At 40.8% G+C, this 17203-nt stretch carries 18 protein-coding genes and 1 tRNA gene; 14 read left to right on the forward strand and 5 right to left on the reverse strand.

Going from position 1 to position 17203, the window contains the following annotated elements; all coding sequences use genetic code 11:
* Nucleotides 1–43: 43 nt before the first annotated feature.
* On the reverse strand, nt 44–895 hold the full coding sequence (gene hisG, locus GSQ84_RS00520) for an ATP phosphoribosyltransferase (RefSeq protein WP_158795293.1): 852 nt from the start codon (nt 893–895) through the stop codon (nt 44–46).
* A gap of 286 nt (nt 896–1181) precedes the next feature.
* Between hisG and GSQ84_RS00525 the strand changes: the two genes are divergently transcribed.
* From GSQ84_RS00525 to GSQ84_RS00590, 14 genes are all read left to right on the forward strand, one after another.
* Nucleotides 1182–2759 carry a L,D-transpeptidase family protein gene (locus tag GSQ84_RS00525; RefSeq protein ID WP_158795294.1) on the forward strand — a complete coding sequence of 526 codons (1578 nt, stop codon included), beginning with the start codon at nt 1182–1184 and terminating at the stop codon, nt 2757–2759.
* Between the two features lie 21 nt (nt 2760–2780).
* Entirely contained in the window at nt 2781–4802 is a 2022-nt protein-coding gene (locus tag GSQ84_RS00530; RefSeq protein WP_158795295.1) for a BatA domain-containing protein, read from the forward strand.
* Nucleotides 4803–4805: 3 nt separating this feature from the next.
* Nucleotides 4806–6068, forward strand: a complete 1263-nt coding sequence (locus GSQ84_RS00535) for a dihydroorotase family protein (RefSeq protein ID WP_158795296.1) — start codon at nt 4806–4808, stop codon at nt 6066–6068.
* The gene (locus GSQ84_RS00540) at nt 6061–6735 is read left to right on the forward strand and encodes a hypothetical protein (protein ID WP_158795297.1); all 675 of its coding nucleotides are present in this window, start codon (nt 6061–6063) and stop codon (nt 6733–6735) included. The genes GSQ84_RS00535 and GSQ84_RS00540 overlap by 8 nt, the downstream gene beginning before the upstream one ends.
* A gap of 7 nt (nt 6736–6742) precedes the next feature.
* A complete protein-coding gene (locus GSQ84_RS00545; protein WP_158795298.1) occupies nt 6743–7300 on the forward strand; it encodes a DUF4199 domain-containing protein in 558 nt (185 codons plus the stop codon).
* A gap of 92 nt (nt 7301–7392) precedes the next feature.
* Nucleotides 7393–8346: a glycosyltransferase family 2 protein gene (locus GSQ84_RS00550; protein ID WP_158795299.1), complete on the forward strand. Its 954-nt coding sequence runs from the start codon at nt 7393–7395 to the stop codon at nt 8344–8346.
* A 3-nt stretch (nt 8347–8349) separates the two neighbouring features.
* The gene (locus GSQ84_RS00555; RefSeq protein ID WP_158795300.1) at nt 8350–9312 is read left to right on the forward strand and encodes a glycosyltransferase family 2 protein; all 963 of its coding nucleotides are present in this window, start codon (nt 8350–8352) and stop codon (nt 9310–9312) included.
* Between the two features lie 2 nt (nt 9313–9314).
* Entirely contained in the window at nt 9315–10103 is a 789-nt protein-coding gene (locus tag GSQ84_RS00560; RefSeq protein ID WP_158795301.1) for a hypothetical protein, read from the forward strand.
* A gap of 8 nt (nt 10104–10111) precedes the next feature.
* Nucleotides 10112–11617 carry a GH3 auxin-responsive promoter family protein gene (locus GSQ84_RS00565; RefSeq protein WP_158795302.1) on the forward strand — a complete coding sequence of 502 codons (1506 nt, stop codon included), beginning with the start codon at nt 10112–10114 and terminating at the stop codon, nt 11615–11617.
* Entirely contained in the window at nt 11614–12780 is a 1167-nt protein-coding gene (locus tag GSQ84_RS00570; RefSeq protein WP_158795303.1) for a 1-deoxy-D-xylulose-5-phosphate reductoisomerase, read from the forward strand. Before GSQ84_RS00565 ends, GSQ84_RS00570 begins: the two co-directional genes overlap by 4 nt.
* A 27-nt stretch (nt 12781–12807) precedes the next feature.
* Entirely contained in the window at nt 12808–14139 is a 1332-nt protein-coding gene (gene rseP / locus GSQ84_RS00575) for an RIP metalloprotease RseP (protein WP_158795304.1), read from the forward strand.
* Nucleotides 14140–14679 carry a Fe-S protein assembly co-chaperone HscB gene (gene hscB / locus GSQ84_RS00580; RefSeq protein ID WP_158795305.1) on the forward strand — a complete coding sequence of 180 codons (540 nt, stop codon included), beginning with the start codon at nt 14140–14142 and terminating at the stop codon, nt 14677–14679.
* Between the two features lie 84 nt (nt 14680–14763).
* Entirely contained in the window at nt 14764–15069 is a 306-nt protein-coding gene (locus GSQ84_RS00585) for a DUF3817 domain-containing protein (protein WP_158795306.1), read from the forward strand.
* A 74-nt stretch (nt 15070–15143) separates the two neighbouring features.
* Nucleotides 15144–15223 (forward strand) — tRNA-Leu (locus GSQ84_RS00590).
* A 43-nt stretch (nt 15224–15266) separates the two neighbouring features.
* Here GSQ84_RS00590 and GSQ84_RS00595 read toward each other — a convergent pair.
* From GSQ84_RS00595 to GSQ84_RS00605, 4 genes are all read right to left on the reverse strand, one after another.
* Nucleotides 15267–15404 carry a hypothetical protein gene (locus tag GSQ84_RS00595; protein WP_158795307.1) on the reverse strand — a complete coding sequence of 46 codons (138 nt, stop codon included), beginning with the start codon at nt 15402–15404 and terminating at the stop codon, nt 15267–15269.
* A complete protein-coding gene (gene rhuM, locus GSQ84_RS28300) occupies nt 15397–15546 on the reverse strand; it encodes a RhuM family protein (protein ID WP_216848833.1) in 150 nt (49 codons plus the stop codon). Before rhuM ends, GSQ84_RS00595 begins: the two co-directional genes overlap by 8 nt.
* Nucleotides 15547–15585: 39 nt before the next feature.
* The gene (locus tag GSQ84_RS28305) at nt 15586–15768 is read right to left on the reverse strand and encodes an ArsR family transcriptional regulator (RefSeq protein WP_371416342.1); all 183 of its coding nucleotides are present in this window, start codon (nt 15766–15768) and stop codon (nt 15586–15588) included.
* A gap of 361 nt (nt 15769–16129) precedes the next feature.
* Nucleotides 16130–16996 (reverse strand): NAD(P)-dependent oxidoreductase, encoded by an 867-nt coding sequence (locus GSQ84_RS00605; protein ID WP_216848835.1) that lies wholly within the window; start codon nt 16994–16996, stop codon nt 16130–16132.
* Nucleotides 16997–17203: the final 207 nt, after the last annotated feature.

Consider the following 17203-nt stretch of genomic DNA (forward strand, 5'->3'; position numbering starts at 1 on the left):
TAAAAGCTCATCATAGTTTTTTTTGCTTTATGATAAAGAGAGGTTAAGAAATGATTTTTTCAATCGGCATCACCACAATTCCTTCTGCACCTGCAGCTTTAAGGCTGTTGATCTTTTCCCAGAAGTCCTGTTCTGCAATAACTGAGTGCACAGCTACCCATCCTTCTTCAAAAAGAGGTACGATGGTAGGGCTTTTAACACCCGGCAGTAAGCTTACCACTTTTTCCAAATTGGTTTTAGCAACATTCAGTACTACGTATTTTGTTGCTTTTGCATGGAGTACCGAACGGATTCTTTGCAGCAGTTCTATCACATCTTCATTCAGTTCTATGCCTTTGCTGCCAATTAATACCGCTTCAGATTTCATCACTTCAGCAAATGGTTTTAATCCATTGCTTTTTAATGTTCCGCCTGTAGAGACAATGTCGCAGATTGCGTCACTTAATCCCAGTCCCGGGCCAATTTCAACTGATCCTGAAATGGTACGTACTACAGCATTTACGTTATTATCTTTCAGGTATTTTTCAAGGATAACGGGGTAAGAAGTTGCGATAGCTTTACCTTCCAGTCCGCTGATGTCAGCTATCTCACTATCGTTAGGAATAGCAATTTTTAAAGTACATTTTCCGAATCCCAGTTTCTGAAGGTAGTTTACATCTGCACTCACTTCAGTGATTACATTTTCGCCTACAATACCCAGATCGGCAATGCCATCCTGAACATATTCAGGAATATCATCATCTCTTAAGAATAAAATTTCTAAAGGAAAGTTTGTTACAGTCGATATCAGGGAGCTTTTGTAGTTTTCGAATGATAAACCACAGTTTTTAAGTATTTCTACAGATTTTTCGTTTAGCCTTCCAGATTTCTGGATAGCAATTTTAAGTGTTTTCAATTGATTGAAATTATTGAATAAAACATGAAAATAATTTGGAAACAAGTTTTGAAGTACAAAACATTACATATCTATCGCCATAACTGGCGATGGTGCAAATGTAAGTGATGGTTCAAGTGTTTGTTCATTATAATTTTTTTTGTCTCTATTCAATAATGCTATGCACACTGAGGTGTGCAAATATATAGATAGAATTCAAAAATCAAAAAATATATGGCATTTTTTTTGAGTAGCCCAGCGAAGATCATATCGCTCACACCACAGATTGTTTAAATTAACACAAGTTTTGAAAAAAGTACTTTGCCTCGTAATACCCCTTTGCCTCTTCCTATCTGCCTGTAACTGGTTTAAAACCACTCCAAAGGTAGGTCAGATTTTATCCGAACATTTTAAAGATAAGTTATATAAGGATTTTGATACTGCCGAATACAATGTAGTTTTTACCCGCCATTTTGACTCACTGCAGGCTTCACTGAGTAATTCTAAAGTAATTGGAATTTATTATGCCAACAAAGACCACAGAACAGATTTAGTTACCCGTTTTTTTATCAATGGGCAATTGGATACACTAAAAGGCTATCTGAGCAGGAGTGCCGAACATGGATTTAACTCCCGGCAATTCGGTACAGCAGCGCTTGAAGAACTGCTGACAAAACTGTCAGCTAATAAATTTCACTCCATTGCAGAGGTTTATCCGGTCATTGCCGACCTGGAGTTGACCAGTGCATCTTCATTGCTCAAATACGATACGTTTATCGGTTATGGAAGTGTGAATCCTAAAAAGATATTGAGCAGATATTATGTCAGTACCACCAGACCTGATAATACCAGCATGGACAAGGTGCTGGAAACGAAAGATCTTGCCCAATTGCTGAACGATATCCAGCCGAAGTCTGAAAATTATAAGGCTTTACAGCATACGCTGGCTACGCTGCAAAAAGACCCTTCGAGAAATGCGGATACCATTAAAACTATTGAAGCTAACCTGGAAAGGTTAAGATGGCAGATTCCTGGGATAAGCCAGGAGTACGTAGAAGTAAATATCCCCGATTTCTCCCTCACCTGGTTTAATAAACAGGATACGGTGATCCACATGAAAGTTTGTGTAGGCGGAAGACGTGAGGAAGGTTATGAAGATAAAATGAAAGTTTACCAGGCAAGCCAGGACCTGGATGACAAGCCTAAAAATCACCAGACACCAATCCTGTTAAGTACGTTTAATGCTATACAGGCCAACCCGGTATGGAATATTCCAGTGAGTATTGCGCAGAGTGAAATTTATAATCAGGCCAGCCGCGATCCCTATTATTTATCCAACAGCAATATGAAGGTATATTATAAGGGACAGCTGATCACAGAGCCGGATACCATCCAGTGGAAAAAATATTCCCGTGCACATTTGCCTTTCCAGTTTAAACAAGGCTCAGGAGCAGGAAATGCACTGGGTAAATTCAAATTTATATTTGATAATGGTTCCAGCATCTACCTGCATGATACCAATAATAAATCGGCTTTTAACCTTTCCAACCGCGCCATCAGCCATGGCTGTGTAAGGGTAGAGAAACCTTTGGAATTTGCAGAAAAGCTGGTAAATGATAAGTATGAATTTGATCAGCTGCGGATGGAAGTAGGCCTTCCTCCTTTAGATACCACCAGAATGGATGTGTTCAAAAAGAAACTGGCCAAAAAAGCAGATACCGTAAATGTATTTCAGCTGAAACCAAAGTGGTTTAACACCAGGAAAAATATATCGGTATTTATCAATTACAGGACAGCGTGGCTGCAAAACGGAGCGATACAATACCGCAGCGATATCTATGGTTTGGATGAAACGTTATATGATGCGATGAAAAAATTCAGATAATATTTCTACCTTTGGTTTTTAATGAATTTCCTCTACCCAGGTTTTCTTTTTTCACTGCTGGCGGTAGCCATTCCTATCCTTATTCATCTATTTAATTTCCGGAAATTCAAGAAGGTATATTTCAGTAATGTATCTTTTTTAAAGGCTGTGCAGGAGCAGCAATCTTCAAGGGAAGAGTTGCGTAACCTGCTGATCCTCTTTAGCCGGATACTGGCAATTGTATTTCTTGTATTCGCTTTTGCAAAACCTTATTTGTCTTCTGGTGCTGAAGGAAATCCTGAATCCGGAAACCTGGTGAATATCTATATCGATAATTCTTATAGTATGGAAGGGGTCAATAAAGATGGAACCCTGTTGGATGAAGCCAAAAGGAAAGCAAAAGAAATTACCAGGGGTTTTTCTCCGAATGACAGGTTTCAGCTAACGACCAATGATTTTGAAGGCCGTCACCAGCGTCTGGCCGACAGGGAAGAGTTATCTGCATTGATAGACGAAGTGAAAATCTCTCCCGTTCAGCGCAGTTTACAGCAGGTCATCAACCGGCAGCACTTAGCAGCACCTGGAAAAAGAAACCTTTATACGTATATCCTTTCCGATTTTCAGCGCCAGTTTACAGGAAGAACAGCTTTGGTTACTGATCCCAATGCCCATCTTTCCCTGATCCGGTTAAGTGCAAATGCACTGCCTAATATTGCTGTGGACAGTATCTGGTCTTTGTCTCCTGTTCATCAGCCCGACGGGCAGGAAAAATTTGTGGTTCAGTTACATAATTATGGAGAAGAAGGAGGAAAAGGTGTTCCCTTAAAATTGCTGATCAACAACCAGCAGAAAGCTTTGTCCAGCCTGGATATACCCGCAGGTAAATCGATCAATGATACACTCAGCTTTAGCGGCCTTTCTGCGGGCTGGCAGAAAGGAATAGTCACCATAAAAGATTTTCCTGTCACTTTTGATAATGTATTAAATTTCACTTTTAAAGTGGGCACGGGAATGAATATCCTGCATATCAGCGGAGATCCTTCAGAAAAACATATCAGTTCACTGTTTGCAGCAGACCACTATTTTAAGCTGCATACGATGCCGGAGTTAAACATCGTTTATTCTGATTTTCCCGCTTACCAGCTCATTATCCTTTCTGGATTAAAATCGCCATCCAGCGGTCTGGCCCAGCAGCTGAAAACCTATATCAAAAATGGAGGCACAGCAGTGATCTTTCCGGATCTGGATGTAAACCCTGTTTTATTTTCTTCTTTTCTCAGGGAACTGTCCCTCCCCTCTGTTCAATCGCTCAACAGGGACACGGTTACAGTGAAAAGTATCGACCTGAAGAGTAACCTTTTTAACGATGTATTTGAAGAAATTCCTTCTAAACTGGACCTGCCCAAAGTAAATCGCTATTTCGTTTACGAAAAAAGCAATAATAGGGAAGATTTGATGGAACTACCAGCAGACAGGCCGTTTTTCAGCCGCTATCGCTCCGGCGCCGGACAGCTTTATTTATCGGCCACTTCACTGAAAGCAGACGACAGTAACCTGCCGCAGCATCCTGTTTTTGTACCTTTATTGTATAAGATCGCTTTTACCAGCGGACAGGAGCAGCCTTTATATTATACGGTGGGGAAAGATAACCTGTTGTCCACCGCACAGCTAAGCCTAAGTCCCAGTCAATCACTGCGACTGGTTTCAGGCAGTCAGGAAGTTATTCCGGAAATCAGACAGGTGCCGGGGAAGACATTACTTTATATTGCCGACCAGATCAGGGCCGCTGGTTTCTATAATTTATTAAAAACAGATTCTTTGCTGGGCGTTGATGCTTTTAATGAAAGCCGGGTTGAATCTGACCGGCATTATACTACTGATAAAGAACTTAAGCAGGTACTGAACAGTAAAAATTTAGCGATTAGCAGTCCACAAGGCAATTTATCACCGCTAACTGTGGAAAATAACCACACGGAGTTATGGAAACTTTGTCTAGTTTTGTGTGCTGTTTTTTTAGCTACAGAAGTCCTATTGATTCGATTTTTTAACAAAAAAAATATATAAAACATGAACCTTCTCCTCACAGGTGTTACCATTGCCGATCCGAACAGCGAGTTTAATCATCAAATATGCGATGTTCGTGTGGCACAGGGAAAGATCGTTGAAATTGGCAGCGCATTAAAACCCATGAAAGATGAAGAACAGGCAGATGGCACAGGTGCTTTTTTAGCGCCCGGGTTTTTCGATCTGAACTGTTCTATCGGCGATCCCGGATTTGAGACCAAAGAAGATATCACAACAGCTACTGCTGCGGCACAGGCAGGTGGGTTTACCGGACTGGCCGTATTGCCGAATACCAAACCGGTAGTACATTCTAAGGCACAGGTAGAATATATTATCAATAAAGCTAAAAATAACCTGGTTGATGTACACCCGGTAGGGGCTATCAGCCATGATCTGGAAGGAAAAGAAATGGCAGAGCTTTTTGATATGCAAAGTGCCGGCGCCGTTGCTTTCTCTGACGGAACGAAGCCCATCACAGACGATGGTTTTATGAGCCGTGCCCTGCAATATGCCAAAGGCATCAACGGTTTGCTGATGGTTTATCCTGAAAACAAATCTATCGCAGGCAAATCGCAGATCAATGAAAGTAAAACCAGTGTGCTTTTAGGGATGAAAGGAATGCCGGGACTGGCAGAAGAAATGCATATCTCCAGGGATATCTTTCTGGCTACTTATCACGAGGCACCTGTACATATCAGTAATATATCTACTGCCGGATCCGTAGCACTGATCAAAAAGGCGAAAAGGGATGGTGTAAAGATCTCTTGTGACGTGGCTGCGCATCACCTCGTTTTAACAGAGGAGTTGCTGAACGATTTCGACAGTAACTATAAAGTGAAACCTCCTTTACGCGGTAAAGCCGATAACAGGGCTTTGCTGGCCGGATTGAAAGACGGAACCATCGATGCAGTATCTTCACAGCACCGTCCGCATGAACCTGAGTTTAAGGATGTAGAATTTGAGATCGCTGCTTATGGCATTATTGCCCTGCAGACCGTTCTTCCTTTATTGGTAAGGGCTGGGCTGGATGCTTCACAAATTGCCGAAAAGCTTTCTGTTAATCCAAGAAAATTGCTTAATTTAAAAGTACCTGTTGTTAAAGTAGGAGAGGCAGCTAATTTTACGCTGTTCAACCTGACTGAAAAATGGGAGTATAACCATAAAAATAACTACTCTAAGTCGCGGAATACCCCTTTGTTAAACAAAACCATGACGGGCAGAGTTAAACTAGTGTATAACAATAATCAATTTCAAGTATATGGATAGTAAAGTAGAAAGCGCTCTGATCGCCTCCTTAGATAAATTCGCAGCAATTTCGGGTAATGATTCCGTTAAACTGGAGCAAGACCTGACTGATGTTTTTAATAAAGACCTGGGTTTCCTGGAAAAAGTAGAAGAGTTTGATGAGGTATTTAATGAATATCCTGCATTTGATGAATTGAGAGAAGTATTCTTTGATTTGCTGATGATCAATTTTTTCGCCAGCGATATCAAAAAACTGGAAGAAGATTACCTGGATACCGATGAGTGGGCAGATATCGAAGAAGATACTATCGACCGCGGTACAGAACTCTTAAACCTGCTGTTGTACATCAACGAATGTCATGATGAGCAGATTAAACCTGAACTGGGAGATTTCTTAAGGGAATTCCTGCTGGTAGAAGAAGATGAGTTCCAGGATGAGTTCCATATCTATGAAGACCTGATCAGTAATCAGCAGTTGGCTGATAGCAGTATCGAAGATATCTGCAGCCATAAAGGTATGATTGACCTGGGAGAAGAAATGGAAGAGCTGTTTGTGCCTTTCATGAGTTTCTTTAACCAGCCCAAAGCTAATGAGCAGGCTTTTAAAGATCTGGAAGAATTTAGTGCCAATAAAGAATTCGACACTGCTGTATATGCATTGATCGCTGTTTTCAACGAGAAGAACTAAGCATTTCATGGAACAACAACTTAAAGAATTAGAGCTTAGACCCAATAAACTGGCTTTTCAGGTTGCAATTGTTTTCTCTATTTATACCCTGGCATTAATTTATTTGTTTAAGGTATTGGGTATTGATGTACAAGTAGAAAATGTAAAACCGTTAACCAAATTTATCAGTTCGCTATTGTCTTACGGGCCATTTGTGATGGCCGTAATTTATGCACAGATGCGGCATAGGGAAGAGTTGGGTGGATATATGAGTTTTGGAAGGGCCTTTTCTACCGGTTTCAGGGTAGGGGCTACGTCGGGTTTATTTATTGGTATACTGATGGTTTTGTATTATAAAGTGCTCGACCGTCCCGCATTGGACCATCTGATTGATGTTTCTGTTAGTGCAGCCGAGAAAATGGATAACCCTGAGCAGGCAGTCAAAGGTGTTCACATGATGGGCCCTTACATGGGGATCTTTATTGCTGGTGCCGCCGCTATCTCTTATACAATTTACGGACTGATCATTAGTCTTATTGGTGCCTTTGTCTTCAAGAAAGTACCGCCCTTAAATTTGGAAGATTAAATATTCCCTGTTAAGATAAATTATACAACGTGCAGGTTTTATCATTTTAATTGATAAAATTTGCACGTTATTGTTAAGCCCATTATACCTGCATGGATATTTCTGTTGTCGTTCCCTTATATAATGAAGAAGAATCACTGCCTGAACTGACCACCTGGATAGCCAGGGTGATGTCGGAACACCGCTTTACGTATGAAATCCTCTTCGTAGATGATGGTAGTACAGACACCTCATGGAGAGTGATCGAGGAGTTAAAAATGGTTTATCCGGCAGTAAAAGGAATTAAATTCAGACGTAATTACGGAAAATCTGCTGCGCTGAATGTAGCTTTTGAGGCGTCGCAGGGCGATGTGATCATCACAATGGATGCCGATCTGCAGGATAGCCCTGATGAAATACCAGAATTGTTCCGCAGGTTGAATGAGGAAAAGCTGGATATTATTTCTGGATGGAAGAAAAAACGCTACGATCCAATTACCAAAACTATCCCTACCAAATTGTTTAATGCAGCTACCCGCAGGATGTCGGGCATTCAGCTGAACGATTTCAATTGTGGTTTAAAAGCTTACCGTAGTGATGTGGTGAAAACCATAGAAGTTTACGGAGAGATGCACCGTTATATTCCGGTAATCGCAAAATGGGCAGGCTTTAAACAAATAGGGGAGCAGGTGGTAGAACACCGTGCCCGGAAGTATGGGGTTACCAAGTTTGGTTTCAGCCGTTTTATCAATGGATTTTTAGATCTGCTTTCTATCTTTTTTGTTGGAAAGTTTGGAAAAAGGCCTATGCACTTTTTTGGTTCTATGGGCGTGCTGAGTTTCCTTTTCGGAACTATTATGGCTTTATGGATCATTGGAGAAAAGCTGTACCATATTTCCATAAACCTGCCTATCAAAAGAGAAATTACGGCACAGCCAGGTTTTTATATTGCCCTGGTAGCTATTATATTGGGTTCACAGCTGTTTCTTACAGGTTTTGTGGCCGAACTGGTTACCAGAAATGCATCAGAACGTAATCAATACCTGATCGAAAAAGAAATACTTTAATCCATGTTCTTCTCTATCATTATTCCTTTATATAACAGACCGCAGGAAATAGACGAACTGCTGGCCACACTGGCCCTGCAAACTTATACCCAGTTTGAAGTATTGGTGATAGAGGACGGATCTGCACAGTCGGCAGAGGAGATTGTAAAAGGATATGCGGAGCAGCTGGATATCAAGTACTTTTATAAGGAGAACGCGGGACAGGGCTTTGCCAGGAATTATGGCTTTGAAAGGGCCAGGGGTAATTATTTCGTTATTTTTGATTCAGATTGCCTCATTCCTGAAGATTACCTGGAGATCGTAAAAGATTATCTGTATGAGCACCACCTTGATGCTTACGGAGGACCGGATGCTGCGCACGATAGTTTTACCCCGGTGCAGAAAGCAATCAGTTATGGCATGACTTCGGTATTTACCACAGGCGGAATCAGGGGAAACAAAAACCATGTGGGTCAGTTTCATCCACGAAGCTTTAATATGGGTGTTTCCCGGGAAGTGTGGGAAAAGGCTGGCGGTTTTAAGATCACCAGGTTGGGCGAAGATATTGAATACAGCATCCGCATTCACGAACATGGTTTTAAGATCGGGCTGATTCCCGGAGCCAGGGTTTTTCATAAAAGAAGGACAAGCCTGATCCAGTTTTATAAACAGATCCACTTTTTTGGACGCGCAAGAATTAATATTTATAAACATTTTCCAGCTGAACTTAAACTGGTACATTTCTTTCCTGCGGTCTTCACCCTGGGCATTATCAGCGTCATCCTGCTGAATATTTTTCATTCAGCACTCGCTGTTGTGGGTAACGTATTCCTTTTGGTATACTTTATGTTGATATTTTTCCATTCCCTAATCCTTAATAAATCATTAAAAGTTGCATTTTTGAGCATTATATCCTCATTTATTCAATTAACGGCCTATGGCTTAGGGTTTATTCAGGATTTTTTCAAAAGAATAGTACTTAAATGACAATGATAAACTTTTTAAAAGAGAGCACTTTTGTAGTAAATGAAGTGATAGGTAAGGCCTGGGAAGTAACCAAACGGAATTATTTTTCCATTGCTACCCTTTGCTTTCTGATGTTCATTACTTCCAATGCTTCAGGGTTGATGGCATTTTTCCTGAAAGATGTCAATAAGGCGCTCAGTGCATTGATGGCTTTCTTTTTTGTACTGCTGTATTTTACCATCAATTTATCCATGCTGAAATATATCTTTCATTTGCTGGATGATGAGGAACACGAGGTGAGCATTGTAAGTACCCTGCCCACACGTCAGCAGATCATCCGCTTTATAGTAGGCTGTTTGTATTTTATGCTGGCCATTGTTGGTGTATATGCAGTGGTGATCCTGGTTGCTTTTCCTTTTATTTATACCGGTATCCGTATGCCTGTGATCACTAACATCGCTATCTCGGTAGGTGTAGTAGCGATCTTTATTACCTGGGTACGGATCTCTTTCTTCCCCTTTTTTATCATCGATAAAAATCAGCCCCCTTTTGGCTCTTTAAAGTTTAGTCTGGCTATTACCAAAGGGAATTTCACTAAAATATTATTGCTGCTGCTGGTGCTGGGAGGTTTTCATGTACTGTACCTTTTCCTCAGTTACCTGCAATGGCCTGTTATTGCATTTTTTGTTAATATCATGAGTTCGTTTCTTATCGTGCCCCTGTCAAGTGTAGCGCTAACCATCGCCTACCGTAAAATGATGAGCGAATATGATGGAGACGCAGAACCGGATATTATTCACAATATAGTTTAAACCAGTTTATGGGATTAAAAGCGGCATTAAGTAAACCCTTTGCTGCCTTTGTTGTAAAAGGAGCAGAGCGATGGAAAAAAAATGCAGTGGCGGCACAACAGGAAACTCTTGAACAGCTGATCCATGCGGCAAAGGATACACTTTTTGGGAAAGACCATCATTTTTCGGAAATCAGGAATTATGAAGATTTTAAGCGGCTGGTTCCGGTAAGAGATTACGAGGAGCTGAGGCCTTATATCGATAAGGTAGTTGCCGGCGAAGAAAATGTGCTATGGAAGGGCAAACCTGCCTATTTTGCTAAAACTTCCGGAACTACATCGGGTGCCAAGTATATTCCAATTTCAAAAGAATCTATGCCTGAACATATCAAGGCAGCACGTAATGCACTGCTCACCTATGTGCATGAAACAGGCAATGCCGACTTTGTGAACGGGAAAATGATCTTTCTGCAGGGAAGTCCTGTGATGACAGAAAAACATGGGATTAAAACAGGCCGTTTATCCGGTATTGTAGCTAACCTGGTTCCTGCTTATCTGCAAAAAAACAGGATGCCTTCTTATGCCACCAATTGTATTGAAGATTGGGAACAAAAGGTAGATGCTATTGTTGAAGAAACGTATCACGAGGATATGACGGTGATTTCTGGTATCCCACCCTGGGTACAGATGTATTTTGATCGCCTGACAGAAAAATCCGGAGGGAAACAGATCAAAGATATCTTTAAAAATTTCCAGCTTTTTGTGTATGGCGGGGTGAATTACGAACCCTACCGGGCGAAGATTGAAGCCAGCATAGGCAGGAAAGTTGATACCATAGAAACCTATCCTGCATCGGAGGGGTTCATCGCTTATCAGGATAGCCAGCAGGATAAAAGTTTGTTGCTGCTGGCCAAAGCAGGTATGTTCTATGAATTTATTCCTGCCGACGAGTACTATAACGAACGTCCTACGCGTTTGAGTTTGGAAGACATAGAACTCGATAAAAATTACGCCTTGATTTTAAATACCAATGCCGGGCTGTGGGGATATAGCATCGGTGATACCGTCAAATTTGTTTCTAAAGATCCATATAAGATTTATGTAACAGGGCGTATCAAACATTTTATCTCGGCTTTTGGAGAACACGTGATCGGCGAAGAAGTAGAGCAGTCGCTTTTATCTGTTGCCAATGAAGAAGGCGTTGGGATCACAGAGTTTACCGTAGCGCCACAGGTTAACCCTGCTGCGGGAGAATTACCTTATCATGAATGGCTGATTGAGTTTTCTAATCCGCCCAAAGACATGGAAGCCTTCAGTAAAAAAGTAGATAAGGCTTTGCAAAAGAAAAATATTTATTACTTTGACCTTATAGAAGGTAAAATTTTGCAGCCGCTGATCATAAAGGCATTGCCGAAAGATGCATTTGTTACGTATATGCGTTCTGAAGGTAAGCTGGGAGGACAGAATAAAGTCCCCCGTTTGTCAAACGACAGAAAGATTGCAGATGGCCTGATTAATTTGACCCATAAGATTTGAAAAATATAACGATACTCGGGTCCACAGGCTCTATTGGTACCCAGGCGCTGGAGGTAATCAGGGCAAATCCTGAATTATACTCCATCATCGCATTAACGGCTCAGTCTAATGCTGCTTTATTGATAAAGCAGGCACTGGAGTTTAAACCTCAGCTGGTTGTGATTGGTGATGAGGCGCAATATCCGGCAGTGAAAGCTGCGCTTGCCGGCAAACCGATAAAAGTGCTGAGTGGTGAAGCTGCTTTATGTGAAGCTGCGGCTTTGCCTGATGCAGATATGGTACTCACTGCGCTAATGGGTTCCGTAGGTTTACAGCCTACCATTGCCGCTATTGAAGCCAAAAAAACTATCGCCCTTGCTAATAAAGAAACACTTGTTGTAGCCGGAGAGCTGGTTACCCGCTTGGCAGCGGCCAATGGTGTGAAAATTATTCCTGTAGATTCAGAACATTCTGCTATCTATCAATGTCTGGTAGGTGAAGAGCTGGATAACATAGAAAAGATATATATCACTGCTTCAGGCGGTCCTTTCAGAGGAAAAGACCGTGATTTTTTGAAGCAGGTAAAAAAGGAGCAGGCGCTGAAACATCCTAACTGGGTAATGGGTGCCAAGATCACAATAGACTCTGCATCCCTGATGAATAAGGGGCTGGAGGTCATTGAGGCCAAATGGCTGTTTAACCTGGATATCAGCCAGATTGATGTAATTGTACACCCGCAATCCATTATTCATTCCATGGTACAGTTTAACGATGGTTCTATGAAAGCCCAAATGGGTTTGCCTGATATGAAATTGCCGATTCATTATGCGATGGCTTTTCCTCAGCGTATAGAAAGCAAGTTTCCACGGTTTAACTTTCTGGATTATCCTGAACTTACTTTTGCCAAGGCAGATATGGAGACTTTCCGCAACCTCGGACTTGCTTATTCAGCTTTGAAAAGTGGTGGGAATATGCCTTGTATCATCAATGCAGCCAATGAAGTGGTGGTTAATGCCTTCCTTAATGATCAGATTGGATTTCTGGAAATGAGTGATGTGATTGAGCAGTGTATGTCTGATCTGACCTTCATTCCCGAGCCAAGTCTCAATAATTATTTAGAAACCGACCTTCATACGCGTATATTTGCTCGTGAACTGGTAACTAAAAAACATTTAACTATCTAATTTTAAAGTAAAACACTTAAATAATATATGAACGGATTGATTATGGTTACCCAGTTATTACTGGGATTATCAATATTAGTAATCTTACACGAATTAGGACATTTTCTGGCAGCACGTGCCTTTGGGATTAAAGTAGAGAAGTTTTATTTATTCTTTGATGCCTGGGGAGTAAAGTTATTTAGTATCAAAAGGGGAGATGTAGAGTATGGTGTAGGATGGCTGCCCCTTGGTGGTTATGTGAAAATTGCAGGAATGATTGATGAGTCGATGGATAAAGAGCAGATGGCTTTGCCTCCTCAGCCATGGGAATTCAGGTCGAAACCAGCATGGCAGCGTTTAATTGTGATGCTTGCCGGTGTATTTGTCAATATTGTTGTGGGTATTTTTATCTTCTGGATGCTGACTTTCAGATTCGGGGAAAGTTATATCGCAAACAGTTCTGTGAAGAATGGAATTAATCCCGGTGTAATCGGAAAACAGATCGGTTTAAAACAAGGCGACCGTGTGATTGCGGTTAACGGGAAAAAGATTATCCGTTTTGAAGAGCTACTGAGCTCTAAAGTATTGTTGGGCAATACTAACCTGACGGTGGTACGTGATGGAAAAACACTCTATGTGAAGGTTCCTGATAACTTGTTAAACAAGGTGGCCGATTTAGGTATAGAAGAGTTTATCAGCCGTGCGCCCTTACTCACTTCTACCATTGATACAGTAGTTAAAGGAAAGAGTGCATTTAAGGTAGGTTTGCAAAAAGGCGACCGAATTGTTGCTGTGAATAATGTTCCTGTGAAATATAATGTTGATGTATCCAAAGAGCTGAAGTCATTGAAAAGCAGAAATTTTATTCTCGATGCCTATCGTGGTGCAGAATTAAAACATTTTCAAGTATCTACAGATAGTGCAGGTACGATAGGAATTGGCTTTAATCCTGATGAGATTAAAGAAGAAACCATCAATTACGGCTTTTTCCAGGCTTTGCCTATCGGTGTGAATCAGGCATGGACTTCTTTTTCTGATAATGGAAAAGGTATCTGGAAAGTGTTGAGCGGAAAGATTAAAGCGGATAAGGCATTTTCAGGACCGGTAGCTATTGCACAGAAGGTTTATGGCGGTGTATGGATCTGGCCGCATTTCTGGGCTTCTACGGCATTGATTTCTATTGCGCTGGCATTTATGAATCTCTTGCCTATTCCTGCACTGGACGGCGGCCACGTAGTGTTCCTTTGTGTGGAGATGGTCAAAGGAAAACCACTGGGAGATAAGTTTATGGAAGTAGCGCAGATTGTAGGCTTTGTGATGCTGCTGAGTTTGATGGTATTTGTATTGGGGAATGATATCTTCAAGGCCTTTATCAAATAGATGAACCATTTCGAATTCTATAATCTTCCGGTATCTTTTACGCCTGATGCAAAGCTGGTAAAACAGCAATTTTATGCACTGAGTAAAAAGTATCATCCTGATTTTTATATCAATGAGCCGGAGGAAAAGCAGGAGGAGGTTTTAGCGTTATCAACTTTAAATAATAAGGCTTACCAGGTATTGAGTGACCCTCAGCTACGGTTGCCTTATATCCTTGAGTTAAAAGGTTTACTAACGGAAGGGGAGGGCTATTCTTTACCGCAGGATTTCCTGATGGAAATGATGGAGCTGAGCGAAGCGCTGATGGAATTACAGTTTGAGCCTGATGTGATCCAGCTGGAATCGATAAAGAAAGATGTTGCTTTGATAGAGGAAGGGATGCAGCAGCACCTGCACAAGCTGACCACTGATTATGATCGGCAGAATGAAGACGAACAAGGGCTTATTTTAGCTTCTATTAAGGATTTGTATTACCGGAAGAAATACCTGTGCAGAATCAATGATAGCGTAGTTAAACTGGAAAGTAACCCTGGTACTTAGGCTTCAGGTGTTTATACAATGTAAAATATAAAGAGAACCGGGCATTACGCTCCGGTTTTTTCTATTTTTGGGCAAAAATAATTTATGAGCACCTTATCCCTTTTTAAAAAAGTAGCTGTTGCAGAAAGTATCTCTTACCTTGCCCTTTTATTTATAGCTGTGCCCCTTAAACATTTTGCCGGCATGCCACTGGCTGTAAGGTATACCGGCTGGGTACACGGAATGTTGTTTGTGTTATACGTGGCCATGGTAATCATGTGCTGGTCGGAGTATAAATGGAAAGTTGGAAAAGCCGCAACGGTGTTTTTCGCCTCGTTATTGCCTTTTGCCCCCTTTATTGTAGAGAAAAGATTAAAGGAAGAGCCTGAAGATCAGGTCAAAGTATCATAAATGTTGTTTTCTTAAAATAAGGTTTGGATATATAGGACCGAATATATAGATTTGCATCCCGCTGAATAAGCAATGCCCGGTTGGCGGAATTGGTAGACGCGCTGGTCTCAAACACCTGTGGGAAACCGTGCCGGTTCGACTCCGGCACCGGGTACGACTCAAAAGCCTTCGATGAAAATCGGAGGCTTTTTTGGTTCTTAGTTATTTGTGTTGATCAGATTTACGATTACTTTGACCATCATTTCTTTTTCTTCTGATTTACTCTCGGCGATCATTTGGGTTAGTGCAACCAGTGCATTGTCTGCCAGGCGTTTTGAGCCGTTGACTCTAACCATTTATCAGATAGTCTTTTAAAATATTATTTGCCCAAATCCGAAATGCTGTTCCTTGTTTTGAATTGACTCTATACCCAACAGATATAATCGCATCGAGATTATAATATTCAATTATTCTTTCAACTTTTCTGTTGTTCTCCATTTTAACTTTTGCATTTTTTGCAACAGTTGCTTTTTTTTGTTAATTCTTCTTCTTCATAATGTTGTTCAAATGCCTTGAAATAGTGGACTTGTTTTTACCAAACAAATCTGATATTTGGTTTAACGTTAGCCAAATTGTGTTAGAATCAATTTTTACATCAATTACTGTTTCACTGTTTTCTGTTTTATAAATAACAATTTGATCATTCTGCATATTGTTCATGTTTAGTAAGTGAAGACAAAATTATATTTATTGTTTATAAAGTAGTAAAATTTGTTTTTTGGTAAATCATGAAATGTTGTTCAATTATCTCAAATAGGCAATCAACATTAAATTTTGTTTGAAGCGGTTTGACTCTAAGCTCAGGGAATAAGGCTCAACAATTTGAATCTGATCATCAATTTCTTAAGTTGATATTCTTTAAAAAGTTTTAATTTAATTCGGATTCGTTTACCCATAAAAATGCCCCAAATAGTTTCAAACTTTTGCACTGCCCCTAGAAAGTTTAGGAAATCTGTTGCGTATTTATTCGACCCTGTTTCAATCGGTACCTTAAAAGTTAAAACAGATAAGACCTACAAACCTATTTGTTTATCATAGTGATAACAGCTGCTTCGTCAAGAGAAGGGTCGGCATCACTTGCAGCTTTAAACCACAATGTTGCAGCTTTTCCTAATGGAACCGGACTTTGAACACTTTCAGCAAGTTTTAAACCATAGATTGCGTCTTTATGCCTTAAGGATGTAGTAAATAAAGGGTCTTTGGAAAAAGTAAGTTCCGCCATCTTTCGAGTGTACCTGATCACCTGCGGACTGGCGGCCGCACTGCTTTCAATTGCTTGTATAACAGTATCTCTATCCATGCCAAGCCTATCCGACAGGGCAAGACCTTCTGCTAAAGCGGCAATCTGTACTGCTCCCATCAAGTTAATAATAAGCTTATAGGCTGTGCCAGTACCTACTGCTCCAAAATATCGGATATTTTCTGATAAATCCTTAAGCACCGGTTTAACAATTTCTAAATGATCGACGTCGGCTCCAACTAATAGAGTTAATTTACCATTAGCAGCCGCATCCGGTAGTCCGGTTACCGGGCAGTCTATGTAGCGAAAACCCTTTTCTTTTGCAATAGTAGAAATACTAGCTACATGCTCAGCAGATAACGTTGAACACTCAATTACGAATGATTCAGGGCGTAACGTTTCAAAAGCCCCAAACTCACCCATCCATACTGCAGACGATGCTTCATCATCTGCTACCATAGAAACTATAAAAGAAGCTTCAGATGCGGCTAATGCTGGAGTTTCCGCCCATATAGCTCCTCTGCTAATTAATTCTTCAGCTTTTGAATAACTACGATTCCAAACTAATACGGTATATCCACATTGTAGTAAACGAGAAGCAATTCCATATCCCATTTTTCCCAAACCTAAAACAGCAATTTTTTTCATGTGCATCTTTATTTGGCTGCAAGTTATAATTAATAACCGGGAGATTCAGCTACAAGCAAATGGACTGACAATCTATGAATCATGATGCGATCTTATTTCCTGAAGTAAGGATTTGCAGGCCCAAATGTGGTGATGAATAACAAGGGGGAACGGGGATTAACTGCCGGCTTTATTTGGGCAAAGGCAGCTGATACCCTTCCTATTGTC

Source organism: Pedobacter sp. L105, from assembly GCF_009765875.1.
In the GTDB taxonomy this organism is placed as follows: Bacteria; Bacteroidota; Bacteroidia; order Sphingobacteriales; family Sphingobacteriaceae; genus Pedobacter.

Bases quoted from the DNA above. Each gene is read 5' to 3' on its own strand.
- GSQ84_RS00555 (WP_158795300.1), top strand. From the start codon at position 8,350: ATGTTCTTCTCTATCATTATTCCTTTATATAACAGACCGCAGGAAATA.
- GSQ84_RS00565 (WP_158795302.1), top strand. From the start codon at position 10,112: ATGGGATTAAAAGCGGCATTAAGTAAACCCTTTGCTGCCTTTGTTGTA.
- rseP (WP_158795304.1), top strand. From the start codon at position 12,808: ATGAACGGATTGATTATGGTTACCCAGTTATTACTGGGATTATCAATA.
- GSQ84_RS00535 (WP_158795296.1), top strand. From the start codon at position 4,806: ATGAACCTTCTCCTCACAGGTGTTACCATTGCCGATCCGAACAGCGAG.
- GSQ84_RS00540 (WP_158795297.1), top strand. From the start codon at position 6,061: ATGGATAGTAAAGTAGAAAGCGCTCTGATCGCCTCCTTAGATAAATTC.
- GSQ84_RS00545 (WP_158795298.1), top strand. From the start codon at position 6,743: ATGGAACAACAACTTAAAGAATTAGAGCTTAGACCCAATAAACTGGCT.
- rhuM (WP_216848833.1), bottom strand. From the start codon at position 15,546: ATGGAGAACAACAGAAAAGTTGAAAGAATAATTGAATATTATAATCTC.
- GSQ84_RS00595 (WP_158795307.1), bottom strand. From the start codon at position 15,404: ATGGTTAGAGTCAACGGCTCAAAACGCCTGGCAGACAATGCACTGGTT.
- GSQ84_RS00560 (WP_158795301.1), top strand. From the start codon at position 9,315: ATGATAAACTTTTTAAAAGAGAGCACTTTTGTAGTAAATGAAGTGATA.
- GSQ84_RS00605 (WP_216848835.1), bottom strand. From the start codon at position 16,996: ATGAAAAAAATTGCTGTTTTAGGTTTGGGAAAAATGGGATATGGAATT.
- GSQ84_RS28305 (WP_371416342.1), bottom strand. From the start codon at position 15,768: ATGAACAATATGCAGAATGATCAAATTGTTATTTATAAAACAGAAAAC.
- GSQ84_RS00530 (WP_158795295.1), top strand. From the start codon at position 2,781: ATGAATTTCCTCTACCCAGGTTTTCTTTTTTCACTGCTGGCGGTAGCC.
- GSQ84_RS00550 (WP_158795299.1), top strand. From the start codon at position 7,393: ATGGATATTTCTGTTGTCGTTCCCTTATATAATGAAGAAGAATCACTG.
- GSQ84_RS00585 (WP_158795306.1), top strand. From the start codon at position 14,764: ATGAGCACCTTATCCCTTTTTAAAAAAGTAGCTGTTGCAGAAAGTATC.
- hscB (WP_158795305.1), top strand. From the start codon at position 14,140: ATGAACCATTTCGAATTCTATAATCTTCCGGTATCTTTTACGCCTGAT.